Here is a 16,976-nt window from a genome sequence, read left to right as displayed (position 1 = left end):
TCGTCCAAGGTCACATAACCTTTACTGACGTTTTCTAGTTCGCAGTTTTACAAGAATACACGGCTTGTTTATTTTTGAATTGTTTCCATTTTGGAAATAGTTGGTTTTGGGTTATTTTGATTTTTCAACAGCAAACATATCCTCGAATTCATCTGTCTGCTCTTTGAACTTCATCGGGCTGTCCCCTCTGAAATAAAATCCATTGTCATCCAATTCGCCTTTGACTCCCGTCGCCCAAGACAAGAAAATTGAGCCTTGGCAGTCAGGACAATTCATGAATGTAAAGTAAGATGGGACTTTCCACCGCTTCGCACATCCACAAAACGGGCATTGCAAATCAACATCTACCTTCTCGCTTGGTTTCTGCGAAATCGCTGTGCTTCCGCTAAATTTTGCAGATAACTTGTCCTTCGCTGCTTTGATATTGACAGGATCAATTTCAGCTAACTTCTCAGCATCAATTTTTAAAACGGCCCCTGCATTCTCGGGCTCTTTCTGACTTAAATCCTCAAGAATTTCGTCAGACCCTGTGATCATCTGATAGGCTTTGAATAAGGTTTGATAATCAAGTTCCTGCGCTCGTTCAAAACTCAATTTTACGTCATCTTGTTCAATATAGATTTTCATTCTTTCCTCGCTTTTTCTAAAAGATTACTACCCATTTTTCGGTAATATGATGGGTTCTTGCATATTCTTTCACAGCCATTTCTTCGGCTTGGGTTCGACTATATGCCAAAACATGATAGAAAGCCTGTGTCTGTCTATTGACACCCCAGTTACACCTAATCTCATAGAATTTCAACTCTTTATTGCTAGACCAAAAGTGGGATGACCGCTTGCCTAGCTTGTATGTTTCTCTATCGACTCTCATAATTTGGGGATCAGTCATCAGACCACCTCCACACGTTGACTCAGCGCTTTCGTTTTGCAGTATTCGCAATGACCGCACGGCTTCGCCTTCTCTTCGCCTCGCTTGACCTTATCAAGATGCTGAATCAGCATAGACAGCTCAGTCAGCTCATAGTCGAGTTTTTCCTGCGATTGGAAAACAATCGCCCGGGTATCAGGCGTCGACTCTTTCGTCACTGCGTAAATAATAGGGGTGAACTCTTTGCCGTACTGATTTTCCAGCATCTTCTTGTAAGCAGCCATTTGAAGGACATATCCCCAAGCCTCGAACCAGCGGACTTGAATATTTCGTCCGCTTGCTTCATCCTGAACCCAGACCATACTATCAATGTCAGATTTCGTGGTCTTAATATCCACGAAATACCCTTTTTCAACATTGAGGCAGTCAATCTTACCTTTGAATTCCACTCCTTCGATTTCGCCTGTGACAGCAACCTCTTTCTGACCGACATAAAACTCCATAAATTGCTTGTCGGCCTCCAGTCGCTCAATCATGCGCTGGCCGACCAAGAAGTCAGATTTTAACTGACCTTTGGTCTTTCCGGCTTTTGAAATCATGGCATCTGCGTTTTCATCCATAAATTTCTTATGTACTTCTGGACTTTCAAAATAGCTGTGGACCATGTTCCCGACCAAGAGAGCTGTGTTGTCTCTCTGGTCTTCCCATTCTCCTTCCAGCTCCGCTAACGCCCGTGCTTCGCACTCTCTAAATCGCTTATATTGCGAGATAGACCAGTAGCGACGTGCTGAAGCTGCTGAATAGTAGTCTTTACCAAGTAAATCCATTGTCATTCCATTTCCACCCTTTCAGCCTTGCTTGCCATTTCAGGCATTACTCGGACAATAATCCCTAACTCTTGAGAAATAGCCTTGAATTGCTCTTTGACTTGACGCATATTTTTTTCAGGGAAAATAATTTCCATATTTTGGTATCGATAACCATATTTTTTAGCCACATCATCAGAAGCCATATTTTGCGATTTTTGGCCTACTCCTTGTTCGTGGGCACTATTACCCTCCGAACTCGTTTCAGGCTCAAATTCTGGCTGATTCTGAGTGTTTCGTTCTGCTTCCGCTTGAGCTTGTCTCATTTCAGTCGCGTCTGCGTGTAGGATATTGATAACATCCAAAACGGACTTGCCTTCCTTGAGCATGTCAGCGTATTTTTGAGGAGCTAGATCATTATCCTCTGCAATGGCTGTCATTTCCTCGATACGCTTTTTAAGCTCTTCCTCCGCCTTGGCTTTATCAGCTAGGTCTTTATCGTCTAAAATGGCCTGCAGGATATCCTCCAGCTTGGCGCCTCCTTCATAAAGTCGGATATAGACAACTGGGCCGAAGCCTGCCTTGGCAGCTGCTTCTGTTATCTGGATAAGTCCAGCTTCACGTTGTTGTTTCTTTTCTGCTTCTTCTGCGACCAAATCAGCGATCATTTTAGAGGTCGCTTGATTGATTCGCACATTGTCAGCCATGAAACACTTTTTCTTGCTAAAATCGTCAAAGTAAATAGCAAACAGCTTGATATCGAGATCAACTCCGCTATCTGCGATTGCAGATTCAAAAGCTTCTCTGACTGTTTCCTTGCGAGCTTCTGTCGCTCTCTCTTCAAATTCTTTAATCTGATCTTTGATGTTCGTCTGCAAAGTTTTGATAGGGTCCAGTACAGCATTAACCCATGCTTTCACTTCGTCCAACGGATTAGAGTAGTCTTTCAGTTGGTTTTTGAGTTCTTGTTCAATCTGACGTTGCACTCGTCCCAATTCATCTTTAACCTTGGTATCATCTGACAAGGTTTCTTCTGTCACGATATAGCCAGCGTATTTCTTTTGATAAGCTGCTAAAGCTTGTTCCAAAACCTCCTTTCCTTGGATTTCGATTTCAGCCGCTTTCAGGACGAAGCCGACTTCTAAATCTGTTACTGGAACGAGTTCTAGGCTATCTGTTACATCTTTCAATTCTTCAGTCATTCTAGAAATCCTCCCCTTCTAGCATGTCCATTTGGCCGGTTTCTGGCTCTTGGTCGATTACTTCGCCCGTTTCTTGGTCAAAATCTGGGATCTCATCTGCTGGGTATTTTGTATCTGTGGTTGTCAACTCCTGGTTGATAACCTCTTTTTTTGGTTCTTCAGTCACTTCTTCAGAAGCTCCAAGAATGCCGGCCAATGTTTCAGTCTCTTCTCTCACTGGTTCGGCTTCTTTCATTTGACGATCATTGTCATACTCGTCAGCAATTGTGTTATTGATTGCTCCAGCGAACAAGTCACTGTCATTGCTTGTGTTGATAAACATTTTAGCAGCACGATTGATAACCGTTCTCATAGCCATTTGGTCAGGAAAGTCGATTTGGACATTTTTCGTTTTCGCCTTAGACCATGACTTGTCAATTTGTTTTTTAGTCATGACTTCAAAGAACTCTTCTCCATCCGTTCGAGTGATGATGCAATAAGCAGCAATTATTGGATTATCTGCGTTCTGCCAATCCGTCTCATGTTTGACTAACTTCTTACGCCCGTTTTCAACTGATACCTCTAGCGTATCCCCTTCGTAGACAACATTAGCAGTAACGTCTTTCACCTCTTGCAAATCTTTAGTAACTTTAATGGTCCCAAAATAAGACATTCTCAATTGGACGTCAGAGCCATATTTGATAAAGTAACATTGCTTTTTAGCCGGGCTTAGTCCTTGGGTTACCATTTCTAATAACGCGTTATAAACGCTGTCTTGAGTGCATTGCTGGAGCAAATTCCCACTGTTGGAGTTTTTTAGAGCATAATATGCTGAACTGAGTGCATTGCTAACGCTATAATTCGGTGCAATCAGGAGCCCTTCCCCCTTCATCGCTTCGATTCGTGTTGCAACATTTGATGTAACTTGCTTCTGTGTTAGTTCGTTTGTCATTTCTTTCTTCCTTTCGTTCTCTTTAAATTCCAATTTTCACGCTTCAAGCGTCTGTTTGCGCTCTTCGTTCAGGTCATTCATAAGCTCTACCGCGACCACTCTCCAGTCAAGGCTCACTTCATGGATGATGCCCTCAAGACCGAGTTTTAATTTGGTAAGTAATTTCATTAAGCTACACCCTCCTCATTAGACTGCTTGTTCATGCCTAAAATAATGTCATAGTACGAATGACCGGCAGGGATGACATATCCTGTCAGATCGTCAACTTGAGAACCATCTGCCATAATGTTTACAATTCTTGGTTTCCATTGCTCTTTTTTTCTCTTCATGTTATAATTTCCTTGAATAATTTTCTTGAGCGCCTGATTGCCGTCAGGTGCTTTTTTGTGTTATCTTAGTTCATCTATGCTAATCTCTAACGCATCAGCGATTTTGCATACATTCGACCAAGATTTGATGAAAGCGGAGAACTTACTCTGCTTTTTTTAAAATTTTCAAAATTATTGAAATCCCGTTAAATAATCCAGCTAGATACCCACGCCCATAATCTGTCGATAAGAATTCCAATAATTCTACTGTTTCTTCTTCGCTCATTTTCTATTCACTTTCTCCTTTCCAATTTTCCTAAAGTCCTAAATTAGAAATTTTAAATTTCTCTCTTTTATTTATTAAGAGAAGTAGGACTTGTTGTTAGTTAATATTTATTGTTATTTAATACTTGTTGTTAGTTAATATTTGTTAGTGTAAAAAAATTTACATGCATTATTTTTACATGCATTATTTTTACATGTATTATTTTTACATGTATTATTTTTACACCTGAAAACCTTGTGACCTCAACTCAGCAAAAAGTCTCTCTTGCATTATTTGAAAACTAAATTCTGATATTTTTCTATCAGAGAAAAATCTAAAGATTCGCGAACCAGTCCCGCGCCCAAAAGATACCTTAATTTCTCGCAAATAGCCCGCTTGTTTCAATTTTTCAAAGTGCTTTAAAACAGTTCGATAATTCAAGCCTGCTCGTTTTGCTATCTCTTCAGGGTAGACTTGCCAGGTAGATATATTGCTCAAAACAATCATCAGTACTCCTATTTCAGCTGCTCCAAGCGCAGGATCGTTGATAAAATCATTACTAACAGCAGTATAGTCGTTAGTTGGATTCCTGAAAGATGAAATCCACTTTTAAGTTATAAAGTTTTTTCTTATCCATGCGAGCTCCTTTCTCCTTTTATTTTTTGCTCCTCTACTCCATCAAATCGATTGTGAACGAATTTTCGTTCACTTGGTGAAAAAATTAAGCAGTATCACCTGCTGGAGTGAAAAGGTATTTTAGCTCGTACTCTGGAAAAAATTTCTCCTGAACTAACATAGCTTCTTGAAAAGTGAAAGGGTACTTCCCTTTTAGCTTGTCGCTAACAGTTTGTGATCTTACACAAAGATAGTCAGCGATATCTACAATAGAAATGCCCTTTTCCTTTCGTGCCTCGTCAATATTCAACATACGCAACTCCTTTCTAAACGAATTTTCGTTTATTAAATTTTAAAATTAAGCTCGTTGATGAGCTTGATTATATAATAAACTTTTTTTCGTTCATTGTCAACAAAAAAACGGCAAATTTTTAATTTTGTTTTTCTTTACAAACGAAATTTCGTGTGATATAATAAAAAAAAGGAGAAATAGCTATGACAGAACAGGAACTAAGAGAGCTCATAGAGCTGAAATACGGGAGCGTTCGGCAGATGGCATTAAAAGTCAACATGCCAGCTTCTACCATAAATTCCATTCTCAATAGAGGGATTTTAAAATCCAATGTTGATAATATTTTTAAAATCTGCTCAGCGCTTGGGATTCGCCCTGAAACATTAGCTGACGGAGTTGATTTTCATAAACTAGAGACTGAAGCACCCGAAATCCTAACCATCTACAACCAATTAGAAGAACCTAGACAAGAGAAAGTCCTCGACTTTGCCAATGCTCAACTTGATGAGCAGGAAAGCTCTAAGGTTGCTTCTATCTTCGAGAAGGTAAGCAATGAAGATTATATCATTGACTACGTCGAGGGACTGGTTGCTGCAGGTCATGGAACATTTCAAGAAGATAATCTGCATATGGAAGTGAGACTCAGGGCTGAAGATGTACCAGAGGAATACGATACTATCGCTAAGGTTGCTGGTGATAGCATGGAGCCACTCATAGAAGATAATGACTTATTATTTATCAGAGTAGCTAGTCAAATTGATGTCAACTCAATCGGCATCTTCCAAGTGAATGGCAAGAACTTTGTCAAAAAGCTAAAAAGAGACTATGACGGTTCCTGGTACTTGCAAAGTCTGAATAGTGGATACGAAGAAATCCACTTGTCAGAAAACGACGACATCCGAACAATCGGTGAAGTCGTAGATATTTATAAAGTTTAAAAAATTTAGCACAATTAAGAAAGGAATATATAATAATGGCTAAATATGTAAGACGTTGTCCAAAATGTGGCAGTGATCAAATTGAATACATGATGCAGGACCGTAAAGGTTTCAATGGTTGTGTTGGGTGCATCGGCTGGATGATTGCCTGGCCGTTTGTCCTCCTCGGCCTAGTTGGTAAAAAAGGGAAACACAACTGGCACTGTCGAAACTGTGGCTGTGTCTTTAAGTCCAAGAAATAAAAAAAGCCCCACGCTCTCAAACTTTGGCGAGTCTGAGCGTGAGGCATGTAGCAGGAAAAGATTGTCATGGAGATAACCTCGCATGATGTCTTTTCTTGTACCCATTTTATCATTTTTTAGGAAATTTTGAAAGAGGTACTATAATGAAAACTACAAATAAAGTAGCTATATATGTCAGGGTATCCACTACCTCGCAAGTTGAGGAGGGGTACTCTATCGATGAGCAAAAAGCTAAGCTCTCTAGCTACTGCGATATTAAAGACTGGAATGTATACAAGATATATACTGATGGTGGTTTCTCAGGAGCAAATACTGACAGACCAGCGCTAGAGGGACTTATCAAAGATGCTAAAAAAAGAAAATTTGACACAGTTCTAGTCTATAAGCTGGACCGTCTTAGCCGTAGTCAGAAAGATACGCTTTACCTGATTGAGGATATTTTCATAAAGAATAATATAGCCTTTCTAAGCTTACAAGAAAACTTTGACACCTCTACCCCTTTTGGAAAGGCTATGATTGGGCTCTTGAGCGTCTTTGCTCAGCTAGAAAGGGAGCAAATTAAGGAACGCATGCAACTTGGGAAAATAGGACGTGCCAAGGCTGGGAAATCCATGATGTGGGCTAAAACATCCTATGGATACGACTACCACAGAGAGACAGGAACTATCACTATCAATCCAGCTCAGGCTCTGGCTGTTAAGTTTATCTTTGAGAGTTATCTGAGAGGGAGATCCATTACAAAATTAAGAGATGACCTAAACGAGAAATTTCCCAAAGAAATTGATTGGAGTTATAGAACTGTCAGAGCAATCTTAGACAACCCTGTCTATTGTGGTTTCAATCAGTTCAAGGGAGAGATTTATCCAGGTAATCATGAGCCGATAATTACAGAGGAAGTTTATAACAAGACCAAGGAGGAACTGAGGATCAGGCAAAGGACAGCAGCAGAGAACGTCAACCCTAGGCCATTCCAAGCAAAATACATACTATCAGGCATTGGCCAATGTGGATATTGTGGCGCACCTTTAAAAATTATTTTAGGAGTAAAGCGAAAAGATGGGAGCAGGTTTAAAAAATACGAATGTCATCAAAGACACCCAAGAACACTGAGAGGCATCACTACCTACAATGATAACAAAAAATGTGACTCAGGATTTTATTACAAAGATGACCTTGAGGCTTATGTACTGACAGAAATCAGCAAGCTACAAGATGACGCTGGTTACCTGGATAAAATATTTTCAGAGGACAGTGCTGAAACCATCGACCGTGAGAGCTACAAGAGACAAATAGAGGAGCTGTCAAAGAAATTGAGCAGACTTAACGATCTATACATAGATGATCGCATTACTCTTGAGGAGTTACAGAACAAGTCAGCCGAATTTATAAGCATGAGGGCGACTCTTGAGACTGAACTAGAAAACGATCCAGCTCTTGGAAAAGACAAAAGAAAGGCTGATATGAGGGAGCTGCTAAACGCTGAGAAAGTCTTTTCAATGGACTACGAAAGTCAAAAGGTTCTTGTTAGAGGGCTTATAAACAAGGTTAGGGTAACAGCTGAGGACATTGTCATCAAGTGGAAAATATAAATAATTTTAGTAACCTACATTTCTACCAAAGTGAAAGCTTTAACCTTGGCTTTTTTTAAATTTGTCATGAGTTTTTTCATTTTAAAAATTTACCTCCATATTTTGATACATGGGCATGAGCATTGCCGCATAAAGTAAAACGATAATCAGAGCCACAAAGATAAAAACCAGTGGCTGTACTAAGTTCATGGTGCGGTTGACTCGGGTAAAAAAGGCTTCCCAAGTTTTCTCAGCATAGATTTCCAACTCACTTCCCAGCTTGGACTTGACTTCCCCATACTCTATGATGAGACTCAACTCCTTTTTAAAGAAAGGATAGGTCGCTATGGTTTGAGAAAATTCGCGGCCATTTTGCAGGGCTTTAGCCAGATCTTGACCGATTTCTTTAAAGAGCTGGGAGCCTTGTTCCTGCATGATCTGAAAAATCTGCATCAGCTCCATCCCCTGTGAAATCATATTGCCCCATTCACGCGCGTAATAGGCTGTCAGATAGGTCTGGACAAAGATTCCTAGAAAGGGAATCCGCGCTAACATCGAGAAGACCCGCATCTTGGAACTTCTTTTGTAAAAAGTGAGGGCTAAAAGTAAAGATAGAGAGCAAACCAACACTAGTCCCAAAAAAATTTGTGGCAGATTGCCGATGATTTGAGTGGCGATATTGCTACTGTCCAGTTGAGGCAGCAAATAGTTCCTCAACCCCAGCATGATTAGCAGGAGAAATCCCAGCAAAATCAGGGGATAGGTCGCCACTTCGATTAATTTTTTCTTGACCTTGGCTAGATTGTCCAGATATTCTTCTATCTTTCCCAAACTCAGATGGAGATTCCCATGAACTTCAGCTAGGGATAACTGAGTGACAATGGCACTTGAAAAGCCCAAACTTTCCATCATTTCTGAGAAGGATTTCCCCTGAGACAAACCTTGGTGCATCTGGGCCACATGGTCCTTTTCCAGCAGGGCACTTCTGCCCAAGAAAGAAATAATTTCCACCAAATGAAAGCCACTGGAAAAGAGGTTGTTAAACAGGGTGATAATTTTCTTCTGCTTAGCTGTAGCTAATTTTTTCCGTTTCAGCCTGAAGACTTGTGATATGTCCATCTTTAAGAAGCTGGTCAATCTGGTCATTCCAGCTAGTTGGCTGGTGTTCTTGATAGTCTTGGTTTGCAAAGTCAACGATTCCTCCTCCCCCAATTAATCTCTGGTAGCAGACTCCTTGCAGAACAACTGCTAATTCCTCCTCCGTCACACCCAACTCCAGAAGGCGTTCATAAACACCTCGGATACTCTTGGCATGAATGGTTGAAAAGACCGTCGCACCTGTCAAACTGGCTCTGACAACCGCACGCGCCGTTTCACTATCCCGAATTTCACCAATAATCAAGAGGTCCGGACGATGCCGGAGAGACAGTTTGATCAGATTTTCATAGGTCAAGCCAATCGCCTCATTCAACTGCAACTGGAGCATGTCTTCCTGCTTAATCTCAACAGGATCTTCAATGGACATGACCTGCTGCCCCTTAAAAAGTGACTTGGCCAATTCGTGCATCAAGGTCGTCTTGCCACTTCCGACTGGGCCAGCAAAGAGATAGAGCCCCCGTTGCCTGTACTGCTCGCCCAGTTCGTTCATATCCTGAAACCAGAAATGCAGGTCCTGCTCTTCGTCGTGCAACAAACGAATAACCAAACTCTCATGTCCCCGATAATCTCCTACGGTGGACAAACGCAGAGAAGACACCTTCTCCCCATGCTGATAGTCGCAAGATCCCAGCTGACTACGTCTCTTCTCCCCTACATTCATACCCGCCACAAACTTGAAATGACTAATCACTGCAGCTAAAATATCAAACTCATAGGAGTCAACTAGACACCGTTCATCTCCAACCCGCATGTGAAGTTCGTAGGACTTTTCCTTGGGGATAAAATAGATATCCTGGGCCTTCTTTTCTTTCGCAGTAGCAATAATTTTCTGTGCAATTTCTTGTACCATACCGCCCTCCTTATCTAACTATTCGCAAAAAAATAAAAAAAGCAACTTAAAAAGTTACTTTTTTATCTCCATTTCATACGGCAAGAACGGTGTTTTTCTTGACCTGTTTGTTTTTCGTAGCCTGGACGTAGCTTTTCATCGGGGATGACTTGCTCATCCTGTAAAAGTGCCAAAGAATGGTACTGCTGCAAATACTCATCACACTCATCACACCAGCGTTTATCAGCAGGATCCCAAAAGATAGTCATCAAATCACTCCGACTCTTATAAAGAGGATTCTTCTTTTCCAGCTCAAACCAGCATGATTTATAATATTTTAGAGCATCATAATACTTGTCAAAAGATTGACTCATGATGACATCTTCTTCCCAACCTTCTATGAACCACCACGGTTCAAAATCCCCATACATTTCTATAACACGACACATTCTTACTACTTCCTTTGTATCGTATATTATATCTAATTTTTTATTACAAGAAAAGGATTTTGCTTGCCTTTCCCTTTAGGAAGACTTCTTTAAATACCTTTTCAGCCTATCATAAAAATAGGAGTCCTTTATTGACCCCTATTTTTATCTTTTTAGGCTTGATAACGTTTCACACCATCTAGGTAGGTTGCTACCAATTCCAAATCTTTATCTAGTACGATAAAGTCGGCATCGTAACCTTCACGGATTTGACCACAGACATCATCGATGTGAACAGATTTTGCTGGGTTGAGGCTGGCCATCATGACTGCTTCATGTGGATTTGCAATTCCCCATTCGACCACATTTTTCAAACCATCTTTGAGTTTGAGGATAGAACCTGCCAAATTTCCTGTCGATTTGAGGCGAGCAGTTCCATTAGCAACTACTACCGGGAATTCTCCCAACATGTAGTCGCCGTCTTCCAATCCACCCGCTGTCATACAGTCTGTGATAAGGGCGATATTTTCTGTTCCCTTTTGTTTGAGCAAAATATCACAGGCCTTTGGATCTACGTGATGACCGTCACAAATCAATTCTGCATAAGTATGTGGCAATTCATACATGGCTCCCACCATACCGAGCTCACGGTGAGTCAACCCACGCATTCCATTGTAGGCATGTACCCAAACACTTGCTCCAGCATCGACTGCTTTTTTAGCTTCATCAAAAGTCGCATTGGAGTGCCCAAGAGCAACAGTCACTCCTTCACCCGTAATTGTACGAACAAATTCTTCTACACCTTCACGTTCTGGCGCAAGGGCGATTTTATTGAGCAAACCATTGGCAGCTTTTTGCCAAGCACGAAACTCATCCATGCGGGGGTCTTTCATATAGGCAGGGTTTTGAGCTCCCTTGTATTTCTCTGTGAAATATGGCCCTTCAAAATAGATCCCACGAATCTTGGCGCCACTTGCTTCCTGGTAACGAGCACCGATATTTTCAGTTACCGCAAGCAACTGCTCGTAAGAGGAAGTCAACGTCGTTGGCAAGAAGCTGGTAACACCCGTGCTAAGCAATCCTTCACTCATGGTATGAAGGGTTCCTTCGATGTTATTGTCCATGACATCGACACCACCAAATCCATGAATATGGGTATCCACAAGTCCTGGGGCAATGCTATAACCGGTATAGTCAATCACCTCAGCTCCTTCAGGAATCTGTTCTACATGTTTGCCAAACTTGCCATCCACAAGTTCCAAGTAACCGCCACGACGAACTCCGTGTGGGTAGAAAAACTGATCCGCTTTAATATAATTAGGCATAATGATAACCTCCTTGATAGATTGATTCTAGAATTTATTATGTCAATTACATTATAAACCTTTCTTTTTCATTTGTAAATGGTATAGACCTATTTTCTAGAGATATTTTAAAAGAGCTGGATATCTCCAACTCTTTGATTTTATTTTGATTTCACAGGTAGTTCTTGAGCGGCCTTAACAGCAGCTGCAATCGTTTCTGCGTAAAGTTTAGCACCTTCTTCAATCATGTTGCTATCATTCCCAAAGTGGACTTGGTCGGTTCCAGCCCAGATTTCAGGGTGTTCCTTAGCGACCTTATTCCAGTCAGCGATGCTCACGTAAGGATTCTTTTCAGCTAATTCCCGCGCATAAGCCGCATACTGCTCCACTGATGTGTAAGTGTCCTTACTCTTATCTCCCTCATAAGGTGTCACCAGTATCAGATGGTGTCCTTTCGGTAGATTGTTCACGATGCTGTCCAAGTCATTCTTATAGCCTTCAGGATTATTGACTCCCGTTGCAATGACAACAGTTTTTAGCAGCGCCTTGTTCTGACTGTTATTGAGCATAATGTCATTGGCTTGCTTGGTCGTTCGACTAACCTGAGCATTGATATTTGCTTCAGGAAGTGCCTCTTGTAAGGCTGTATTGGCACGCAAGGCTACCGAATCTCCTATCAGGCTTGTTCCATCAGAAATTCCCAGGCGACTCAGTTCAGCTTGTTCAGCAAGAGTCTTTGTTTGTCCTATATTGGTCTGGGCTTGTTTGAAACCATTGACCATCAAGTCTGTCTCAAAAGCTCCAACTTGAGGAGCCACAGCTATGATAATCAAGCTAATCAAGGTAAGAATGCCAGCACCAGTAGCACTAATTGGTTTAATATGGGGCAATCGACTAATCTTCCGTATTAAAGGATTGGATTTACCGGCAATCAATGGCTCAATAATATAGAAGGATAGGATAGCAAAGAAATAAGAAAAGATAATTGTCAGAATAACAGCAGGCAGATTACTCATCAACTGAGAAAAGATAATATAAAAAGGCCAGTGGAAGAGATAAACCGCGTAGCTGGTATCCGCTAAAAATGTAATGATCCGAGGTTCTTGTATCTCAGGCGTTTTCTCATGCAAGACACGCGCAGCAAAAATCATGGTCACTGCCGCTAAACTTGCTAGCAAGAAGCCAAATAAGTACGCAAACAGGTAGGTGAACTTGACAAAGAAAGTCAAGAGCACTAACACCAAAAGCCCAGCAATAAACACCAGTAGATTTTGACGAAGGTCCCACATCCGGTCAAATTGCTTGACTAAATCGCTCGTCTGACGAACCCCCACAACTGTCGCCAAAATGCTTCCTAAAAAGAAGGGATAGACATGGGTCAAACTTGAAAAGTAGACAGATGAATAGGAACTCGCCATTAGACTACCAATAAACATGGAGAAAAAGCTAATGATGAAAGCTCCAGCAGAAAGAAGAAAGACCATCCCTCTCAATTGACTACTAGATTTTGAACGTTTCGATAAGAACCAAACCGCTAAGCCCCAAAGGATATAGTAGTGAACCTCAACAGCTAGGCTCCAGTTGTGAACAAAGAGATGCGGAATGAACTGGGATTCATAACTACCCCCTGTTAACATTTCGTAGAAGTTGGTCATAAAACCGAGAACTCCAGCTATCTGGCCACCAATTCCAGCAACATAGTCTTGACGAACCAAGAAAGTAAAAGGCATGGTCACCAAAACCATCAGCACCACAGGTGGCACGATGCGGTAAAACCGTCTCTTAAAAAAGCCCAGCAAATCAATCTGATGTGCCTTCCCAAATTCTTCTAAAAGGAGGGAGGTGATCAAAAATCCTGAAAAAGTGAAAAAGACATCTACCCCAAAGAATCCTCCAGGAAAGATTGTTTGAAAGAAGTGGTACAAAAGCACCAAAAGTAAACCTGTAATCCTAATCAAGGAAAACCATTTAATACGCATACGAGTCTATTCTCCATTAAATTAGGAAGCAAAACACCACCTAATTTCCATTCCATTATACTCCCTATTCTATCAAAAAAATAGGAAAAATCCTAAGAGAAAACTTAGGATTTTGGCATTCTATTTTTACACTTTAGAAATTTCGCCCTGACTTGTTGTAGCCATATTTTTCTACAAAATACTCACGAAATTCCAAGAGATTGTCATCCATTATGGCTTGACGCACTTGCTTCATCAGATTGAGCAAGAAGTAGAGATTGTGGTAGCTAGTCAAGCGGATACCGAAGGTTTCGTCAGCCTTGAGCAGGTGGCGAAGGTAAGCGCGTGTATAGTTCTTACATGTGTAGCAATCACACTCAGGATCCAGTGGCGTAAAGTCCTCAGCAAACTGGGCATTTTTGACAACCAAACGACCTTGACTGGTCATACAAGTCCCGTTACGAGCGATACGAGTCGGCAAGACACAGTCAAACATATCCACACCACGAATAACCCCATCAATCAAGCTGTCTGGCGCTCCGACACCCATCAAATAGCGAGGTTTGTTTTCAGGAAGGAGTTGGGTTGTGAAGTCCAAGACTGCATTCATCTCTTCGTGGGTTTCTCCTACTGCTAAACCACCGATAGAGTAGCCAGTGAAGTCCATGCTGACAAGGTCATGAGCCGACTGACGGCGAAGGTCTTCAAATCCTGCCCCCTGCACAATTCCAAACAAGCCTTGGTCATGCGGACGACGGTGAGCCTTCAAACCACGCTCAGCCCAACGACTGGTACGCTCGATGGATTTCTTAACGTAGTCGTAAGGTTGGTAAAACTGAGGACATTCGTCAAAGGACATCATGATGTCTGAGCCCAGATTATTCTGGATGGAGATAGCTTTTTCTGGTGATAGGAACATCTTGGAACCATTAAGATGGTTTTTAAAGGTCACCCCTTCTTCGGTGATATTTCGGCTATCAGCCAGAGAATAAACCTGAAAACCACCACTATCCGTCAAGATGGGCTGATCCCAGTTCATGAACTTATGGAGACCACCTGCGCGTGCGATGAGTTCATCTCCAGGGCGAAGCCAGAGATGATAGGTATTAGAGAGGATAATCCCTGATCCCATCTCCTTCAACTCCTCTGGTGACTGGGTTTTTACAGTAGCTTGGGTCCCAACTGGCATAAACATAGGTGTCGGGAAGGTACCGTGCGGGGTGATGATTTCTCCCAGACGAGCTCCCGTGTGTTTCTCTTTCTTAATCAAACGGTATTTGATTGGTGAATCTGACATTTTTTACCTCCGAAGCTGGGAAAAACAGTCCCAGTTCATACTTTGTGCCCAAAGGCATACTGTATGATTTTATCAAAAAAACCAGGAACTGTCACGAACTATGGTATAATGAGAGAATGAAATACCCAAAAATTGATTTAAAAACCATTCGTCTGCAGACGAGGCAGTTTCAGGCTGAAAATCCCCGCCTCTTTCTCGTCTATCTCTTACCTAGTATGCTGGTCATCTTGTCAGGCTTTCTCAACCCCTTGGCTCGTCTCCAAGAAAGTGTTTTAGAGCAATCCTTTTTCAGCATGCTAGCACAAGTGCTCCAAGCCTATCTCTTCCCGCTAGTGGTTTCTTTTATGAGCACGATTTTTCTAGCAGGTGCTGCTTTTGCGACACTCCGACTCCTCAAGGATCCTGATACGGAACTCTCAGTAAAATCAAGCCTGGCCCTTTTTGCTGAAGAGCGCTTCTCGCAAACCTTCCTAACTCTGCTCCTCAAACGTTTCTACCTCTTTTTATGGAGCATTCCAAACTTAGTAGGCATTTATTTCCTCTTTTATAGCAATCTCTTGGCTAGAAGATTTGTTGCCCTACATCCTGAGTTTCCAAAACTAGACCTCTCATCTATTGAAAACGAGCAATTCCTTATGACCTTTGGGCTCTACTTTTTTGCGAGCCTCATCTTGATGATTGTAGGAAATGCCCTCTATATCCCGCAACATTACGCCTACTCGCAGGTAGAATTCCTCCTCTGCGACACTCTAGATTTAGGGCAGGCTAAACCCAGTCAAATCCTGAAAACCAGTCGTTTCTTGATGAAGGGTTACAAATTCCAGCGCTTTGTCCTCGACCTACAACTACTCCCTTGGTACTTCCTCAACTGGCTCACCTTTGGAATTGCTAGCTTTTCACTCCTTCCCTATATCCAAAACAATCATATCTTCTTTTACAGAGCCCTACTAGCCCGTAAACGTCGAAATGGATAAGAGCATACAAAAACCAGCGTCGTTCAGGACGCTGGTTTTCTTATTTAAAAAGCAACATACTCAGCAGAGTCAAAATAGCGGGCCCACCTTGCTTCAGAATAATCTTCTTATCTGCTGTCAGAGAACCGTAGGTCGCTGCACCAAGCACAAATAAAACAAAGATGGTCACAATTTCCAAGCTTTGCGAAAAATAAATCCCGTACAAGAGAAAGACACCTATCAAAGCATTATAAATTCCTTGATTTTTAAATAATGAACTCACTGAAGGACGAGCCAGTTCTTCCTTATCCACATTAAACACTCGACTAGTAGTATCTGATTGCGTAGCCACACTTTCCAAATAAAAAATGTAAAAATGCTCCAAGGCAACGATAGTTGCTAAAATAATTGTAAAAATAGACATATTCTTCTCCTTAAATTTTTATCTCTTCTAAGCCAGATATCAACTTTTCTAACAAGCGACTGAACTCTTCTCGCTCTCCTTTTGTAAGTACACTCTCCATCTGATTTTTTACGTTTATATGTTGTTGAGGAGAGTTGGTTACTAGTTGTTCTCTCGCAAAGTCTGTGACTTCCACCAAAACCTCCCTCTGGTTTTCAGGATTCCGACGTCGATTAACCAAACCTCCCTTTTCCAAAATTTTAAAGTGCCGTGTCAAGGCAGCCTGATCAATCTTCAATCTATCCTGAACTGCTATTTGATTACACGGAGACTGATCGATTAAGAAACATAAGATTTGATAACGAGTCAGACTAATTCCCAATTGGCGTTCGAATAATTGTGTCATAGACTGATCTGCTAATCGTAGTTGATACAGTAAATCTTGAATTGCTACCATAAATCTTTCTCCTTTAAAGTTGATTTATCAACGATTGACTTATCAAGAATAATATAAATCAAAAAATAAATCAAGTAATATGCTTACATTCTCTTGAAATATTACTCACTTCCTCATATTTGTCCCTTTTATCCTAAAGAAATGACACAAAAAA

The 16,976-nt window shown here is 41.3% G+C and carries 22 protein-coding genes; 4 read left to right on the top strand and 18 right to left on the bottom strand.

What is annotated here, in order from left to right; genetic code table 11:
* Positions 1–111 precede the first annotated feature (111 nt).
* From M1F65_RS09055 to M1F65_RS09020, 10 genes are all read right to left on the bottom strand, one after another.
* Entirely contained in the window at positions 112–627 is a 516-nt protein-coding gene (locus M1F65_RS09055; protein WP_247925842.1) for a hypothetical protein, read from the bottom strand.
* Between the two features lie 16 nt (positions 628–643).
* Positions 644–889 (bottom strand): hypothetical protein, encoded by a 246-nt coding sequence (locus M1F65_RS09050; protein WP_042902472.1) that lies wholly within the window; start codon positions 887–889, stop codon positions 644–646.
* Positions 889–1,701 carry a PD-(D/E)XK nuclease-like domain-containing protein gene (locus tag M1F65_RS09045; RefSeq protein ID WP_247925841.1) on the bottom strand — a complete coding sequence of 271 codons (813 nt, stop codon included), beginning with the start codon at positions 1,699–1,701 and terminating at the stop codon, positions 889–891. The genes M1F65_RS09050 and M1F65_RS09045 overlap by 1 nt, the downstream gene beginning before the upstream one ends.
* Complete coding sequence (locus M1F65_RS09040) at positions 1,698–2,876, bottom strand: DUF1351 domain-containing protein (RefSeq protein WP_247925840.1); 1,179 nt, start codon at positions 2,874–2,876, stop codon at positions 1,698–1,700. The genes M1F65_RS09045 and M1F65_RS09040 overlap by 4 nt, the downstream gene beginning before the upstream one ends.
* Before the next feature lies 1 nt (position 2,877).
* Positions 2,878–3,807 carry a recombinase RecT gene (locus M1F65_RS09035; RefSeq protein WP_247925839.1) on the bottom strand — a complete coding sequence of 310 codons (930 nt, stop codon included), beginning with the start codon at positions 3,805–3,807 and terminating at the stop codon, positions 2,878–2,880.
* A gap of 36 nt (positions 3,808–3,843) precedes the next feature.
* The gene (locus tag M1F65_RS10055) at positions 3,844–3,975 is read right to left on the bottom strand and encodes a hypothetical protein (RefSeq protein ID WP_282184215.1); all 132 of its coding nucleotides are present in this window, start codon (positions 3,973–3,975) and stop codon (positions 3,844–3,846) included.
* A complete protein-coding gene (locus M1F65_RS09030; protein WP_000823399.1) occupies positions 3,975–4,136 on the bottom strand; it encodes a BOW99_gp33 family protein in 162 nt (53 codons plus the stop codon). Before M1F65_RS09030 ends, M1F65_RS10055 begins: the two co-directional genes overlap by 1 nt.
* Before the next feature lie 142 nt (positions 4,137–4,278).
* The gene (locus M1F65_RS10050) at positions 4,279–4,401 is read right to left on the bottom strand and encodes a hypothetical protein (RefSeq protein WP_282184213.1); all 123 of its coding nucleotides are present in this window, start codon (positions 4,399–4,401) and stop codon (positions 4,279–4,281) included.
* 219 nt (positions 4,402–4,620) lie between these two features.
* On the bottom strand, positions 4,621–4,887 hold the full coding sequence (locus M1F65_RS09025; RefSeq protein WP_247925838.1) for a transcriptional regulator: 267 nt from the start codon (positions 4,885–4,887) through the stop codon (positions 4,621–4,623).
* 214 nt (positions 4,888–5,101) lie between these two features.
* Positions 5,102–5,308 (bottom strand): helix-turn-helix domain-containing protein, encoded by a 207-nt coding sequence (locus M1F65_RS09020; protein ID WP_049490402.1) that lies wholly within the window; start codon positions 5,306–5,308, stop codon positions 5,102–5,104.
* Positions 5,309–5,490: 182 nt separating this feature from the next.
* Here M1F65_RS09020 and M1F65_RS09015 point away from each other — a divergent pair, with 182 nt between their 5' ends.
* The 3 genes from M1F65_RS09015 (at position 5,491) to M1F65_RS09005 (ending at position 8,056) form a co-directional block, all read left to right on the top strand.
* Entirely contained in the window at positions 5,491–6,225 is a 735-nt protein-coding gene (locus M1F65_RS09015) for an XRE family transcriptional regulator (protein ID WP_247925837.1), read from the top strand.
* 35 nt (positions 6,226–6,260) lie between these two features.
* Positions 6,261–6,467 carry a hypothetical protein gene (locus tag M1F65_RS09010; RefSeq protein WP_247925836.1) on the top strand — a complete coding sequence of 69 codons (207 nt, stop codon included), beginning with the start codon at positions 6,261–6,263 and terminating at the stop codon, positions 6,465–6,467.
* Between the two features lie 143 nt (positions 6,468–6,610).
* On the top strand, positions 6,611–8,056 hold the full coding sequence (locus tag M1F65_RS09005) for a recombinase family protein (RefSeq protein ID WP_247925835.1): 1,446 nt from the start codon (positions 6,611–6,613) through the stop codon (positions 8,054–8,056).
* Between the two features lie 81 nt (positions 8,057–8,137).
* Here M1F65_RS09005 and comGB read toward each other — a convergent pair whose 3' ends face one another.
* The 6 genes from comGB to tgt all read right to left on the bottom strand — a co-directional run bounded on the left by comGB (position 8,138) and on the right by tgt (position 15,009).
* Complete coding sequence (comGB, locus tag M1F65_RS08995; protein ID WP_185776175.1) at positions 8,138–9,154, bottom strand: competence type IV pilus assembly protein ComGB; 1,017 nt, start codon at positions 9,152–9,154, stop codon at positions 8,138–8,140.
* Positions 9,102–10,043 (bottom strand): competence type IV pilus ATPase ComGA, encoded by a 942-nt coding sequence (gene comGA, locus M1F65_RS08990; protein ID WP_042901988.1) that lies wholly within the window; start codon positions 10,041–10,043, stop codon positions 9,102–9,104. The genes comGB and comGA overlap by 53 nt, the downstream gene beginning before the upstream one ends.
* Before the next feature lie 62 nt (positions 10,044–10,105).
* Positions 10,106–10,471 carry a DUF1033 family protein gene (locus M1F65_RS08985; RefSeq protein WP_247925834.1) on the bottom strand — a complete coding sequence of 122 codons (366 nt, stop codon included), beginning with the start codon at positions 10,469–10,471 and terminating at the stop codon, positions 10,106–10,108.
* A gap of 152 nt (positions 10,472–10,623) precedes the next feature.
* Positions 10,624–11,775 carry an N-acetylglucosamine-6-phosphate deacetylase gene (nagA, locus tag M1F65_RS08980; protein WP_042901987.1) on the bottom strand — a complete coding sequence of 384 codons (1,152 nt, stop codon included), beginning with the start codon at positions 11,773–11,775 and terminating at the stop codon, positions 10,624–10,626.
* A 140-nt stretch (positions 11,776–11,915) separates the two neighbouring features.
* On the bottom strand, positions 11,916–13,733 hold the full coding sequence (locus M1F65_RS08975; RefSeq protein WP_247925833.1) for an acyltransferase family protein: 1,818 nt from the start codon (positions 13,731–13,733) through the stop codon (positions 11,916–11,918).
* Between the two features lie 133 nt (positions 13,734–13,866).
* The gene (gene tgt / locus M1F65_RS08970; protein WP_042901985.1) at positions 13,867–15,009 is read right to left on the bottom strand and encodes a tRNA guanosine(34) transglycosylase Tgt; all 1,143 of its coding nucleotides are present in this window, start codon (positions 15,007–15,009) and stop codon (positions 13,867–13,869) included.
* Positions 15,010–15,125: 116 nt separating this feature from the next.
* Here tgt and M1F65_RS08965 point away from each other — a divergent pair, with 116 nt between their 5' ends.
* Complete coding sequence (locus M1F65_RS08965; RefSeq protein ID WP_247925832.1) at positions 15,126–15,983, top strand: DUF975 family protein; 858 nt, start codon at positions 15,126–15,128, stop codon at positions 15,981–15,983.
* 40 nt (positions 15,984–16,023) lie between these two features.
* On the opposite strand, the gene M1F65_RS08960 is transcribed toward M1F65_RS08965, so the two are convergent.
* Positions 16,024–16,386, bottom strand: a complete 363-nt coding sequence (locus tag M1F65_RS08960; protein WP_247925831.1) for a DUF1304 domain-containing protein — start codon at positions 16,384–16,386, stop codon at positions 16,024–16,026.
* Between the two features lie 10 nt (positions 16,387–16,396).
* A complete protein-coding gene (locus tag M1F65_RS08955) occupies positions 16,397–16,822 on the bottom strand; it encodes a MarR family winged helix-turn-helix transcriptional regulator (RefSeq protein ID WP_247925830.1) in 426 nt (141 codons plus the stop codon).
* Positions 16,823–16,976: the final 154 nt, after the last annotated feature.

This window comes from Streptococcus oralis (assembly GCF_023109195.1).
GTDB classification, from domain to species: domain Bacteria; phylum Bacillota; class Bacilli; order Lactobacillales; family Streptococcaceae; genus Streptococcus; species Streptococcus oralis_BV.
The sequence above is the reverse complement of the archived record's forward strand: the minus strand, read 5'-3'. Positions and strand labels throughout refer to the sequence as shown.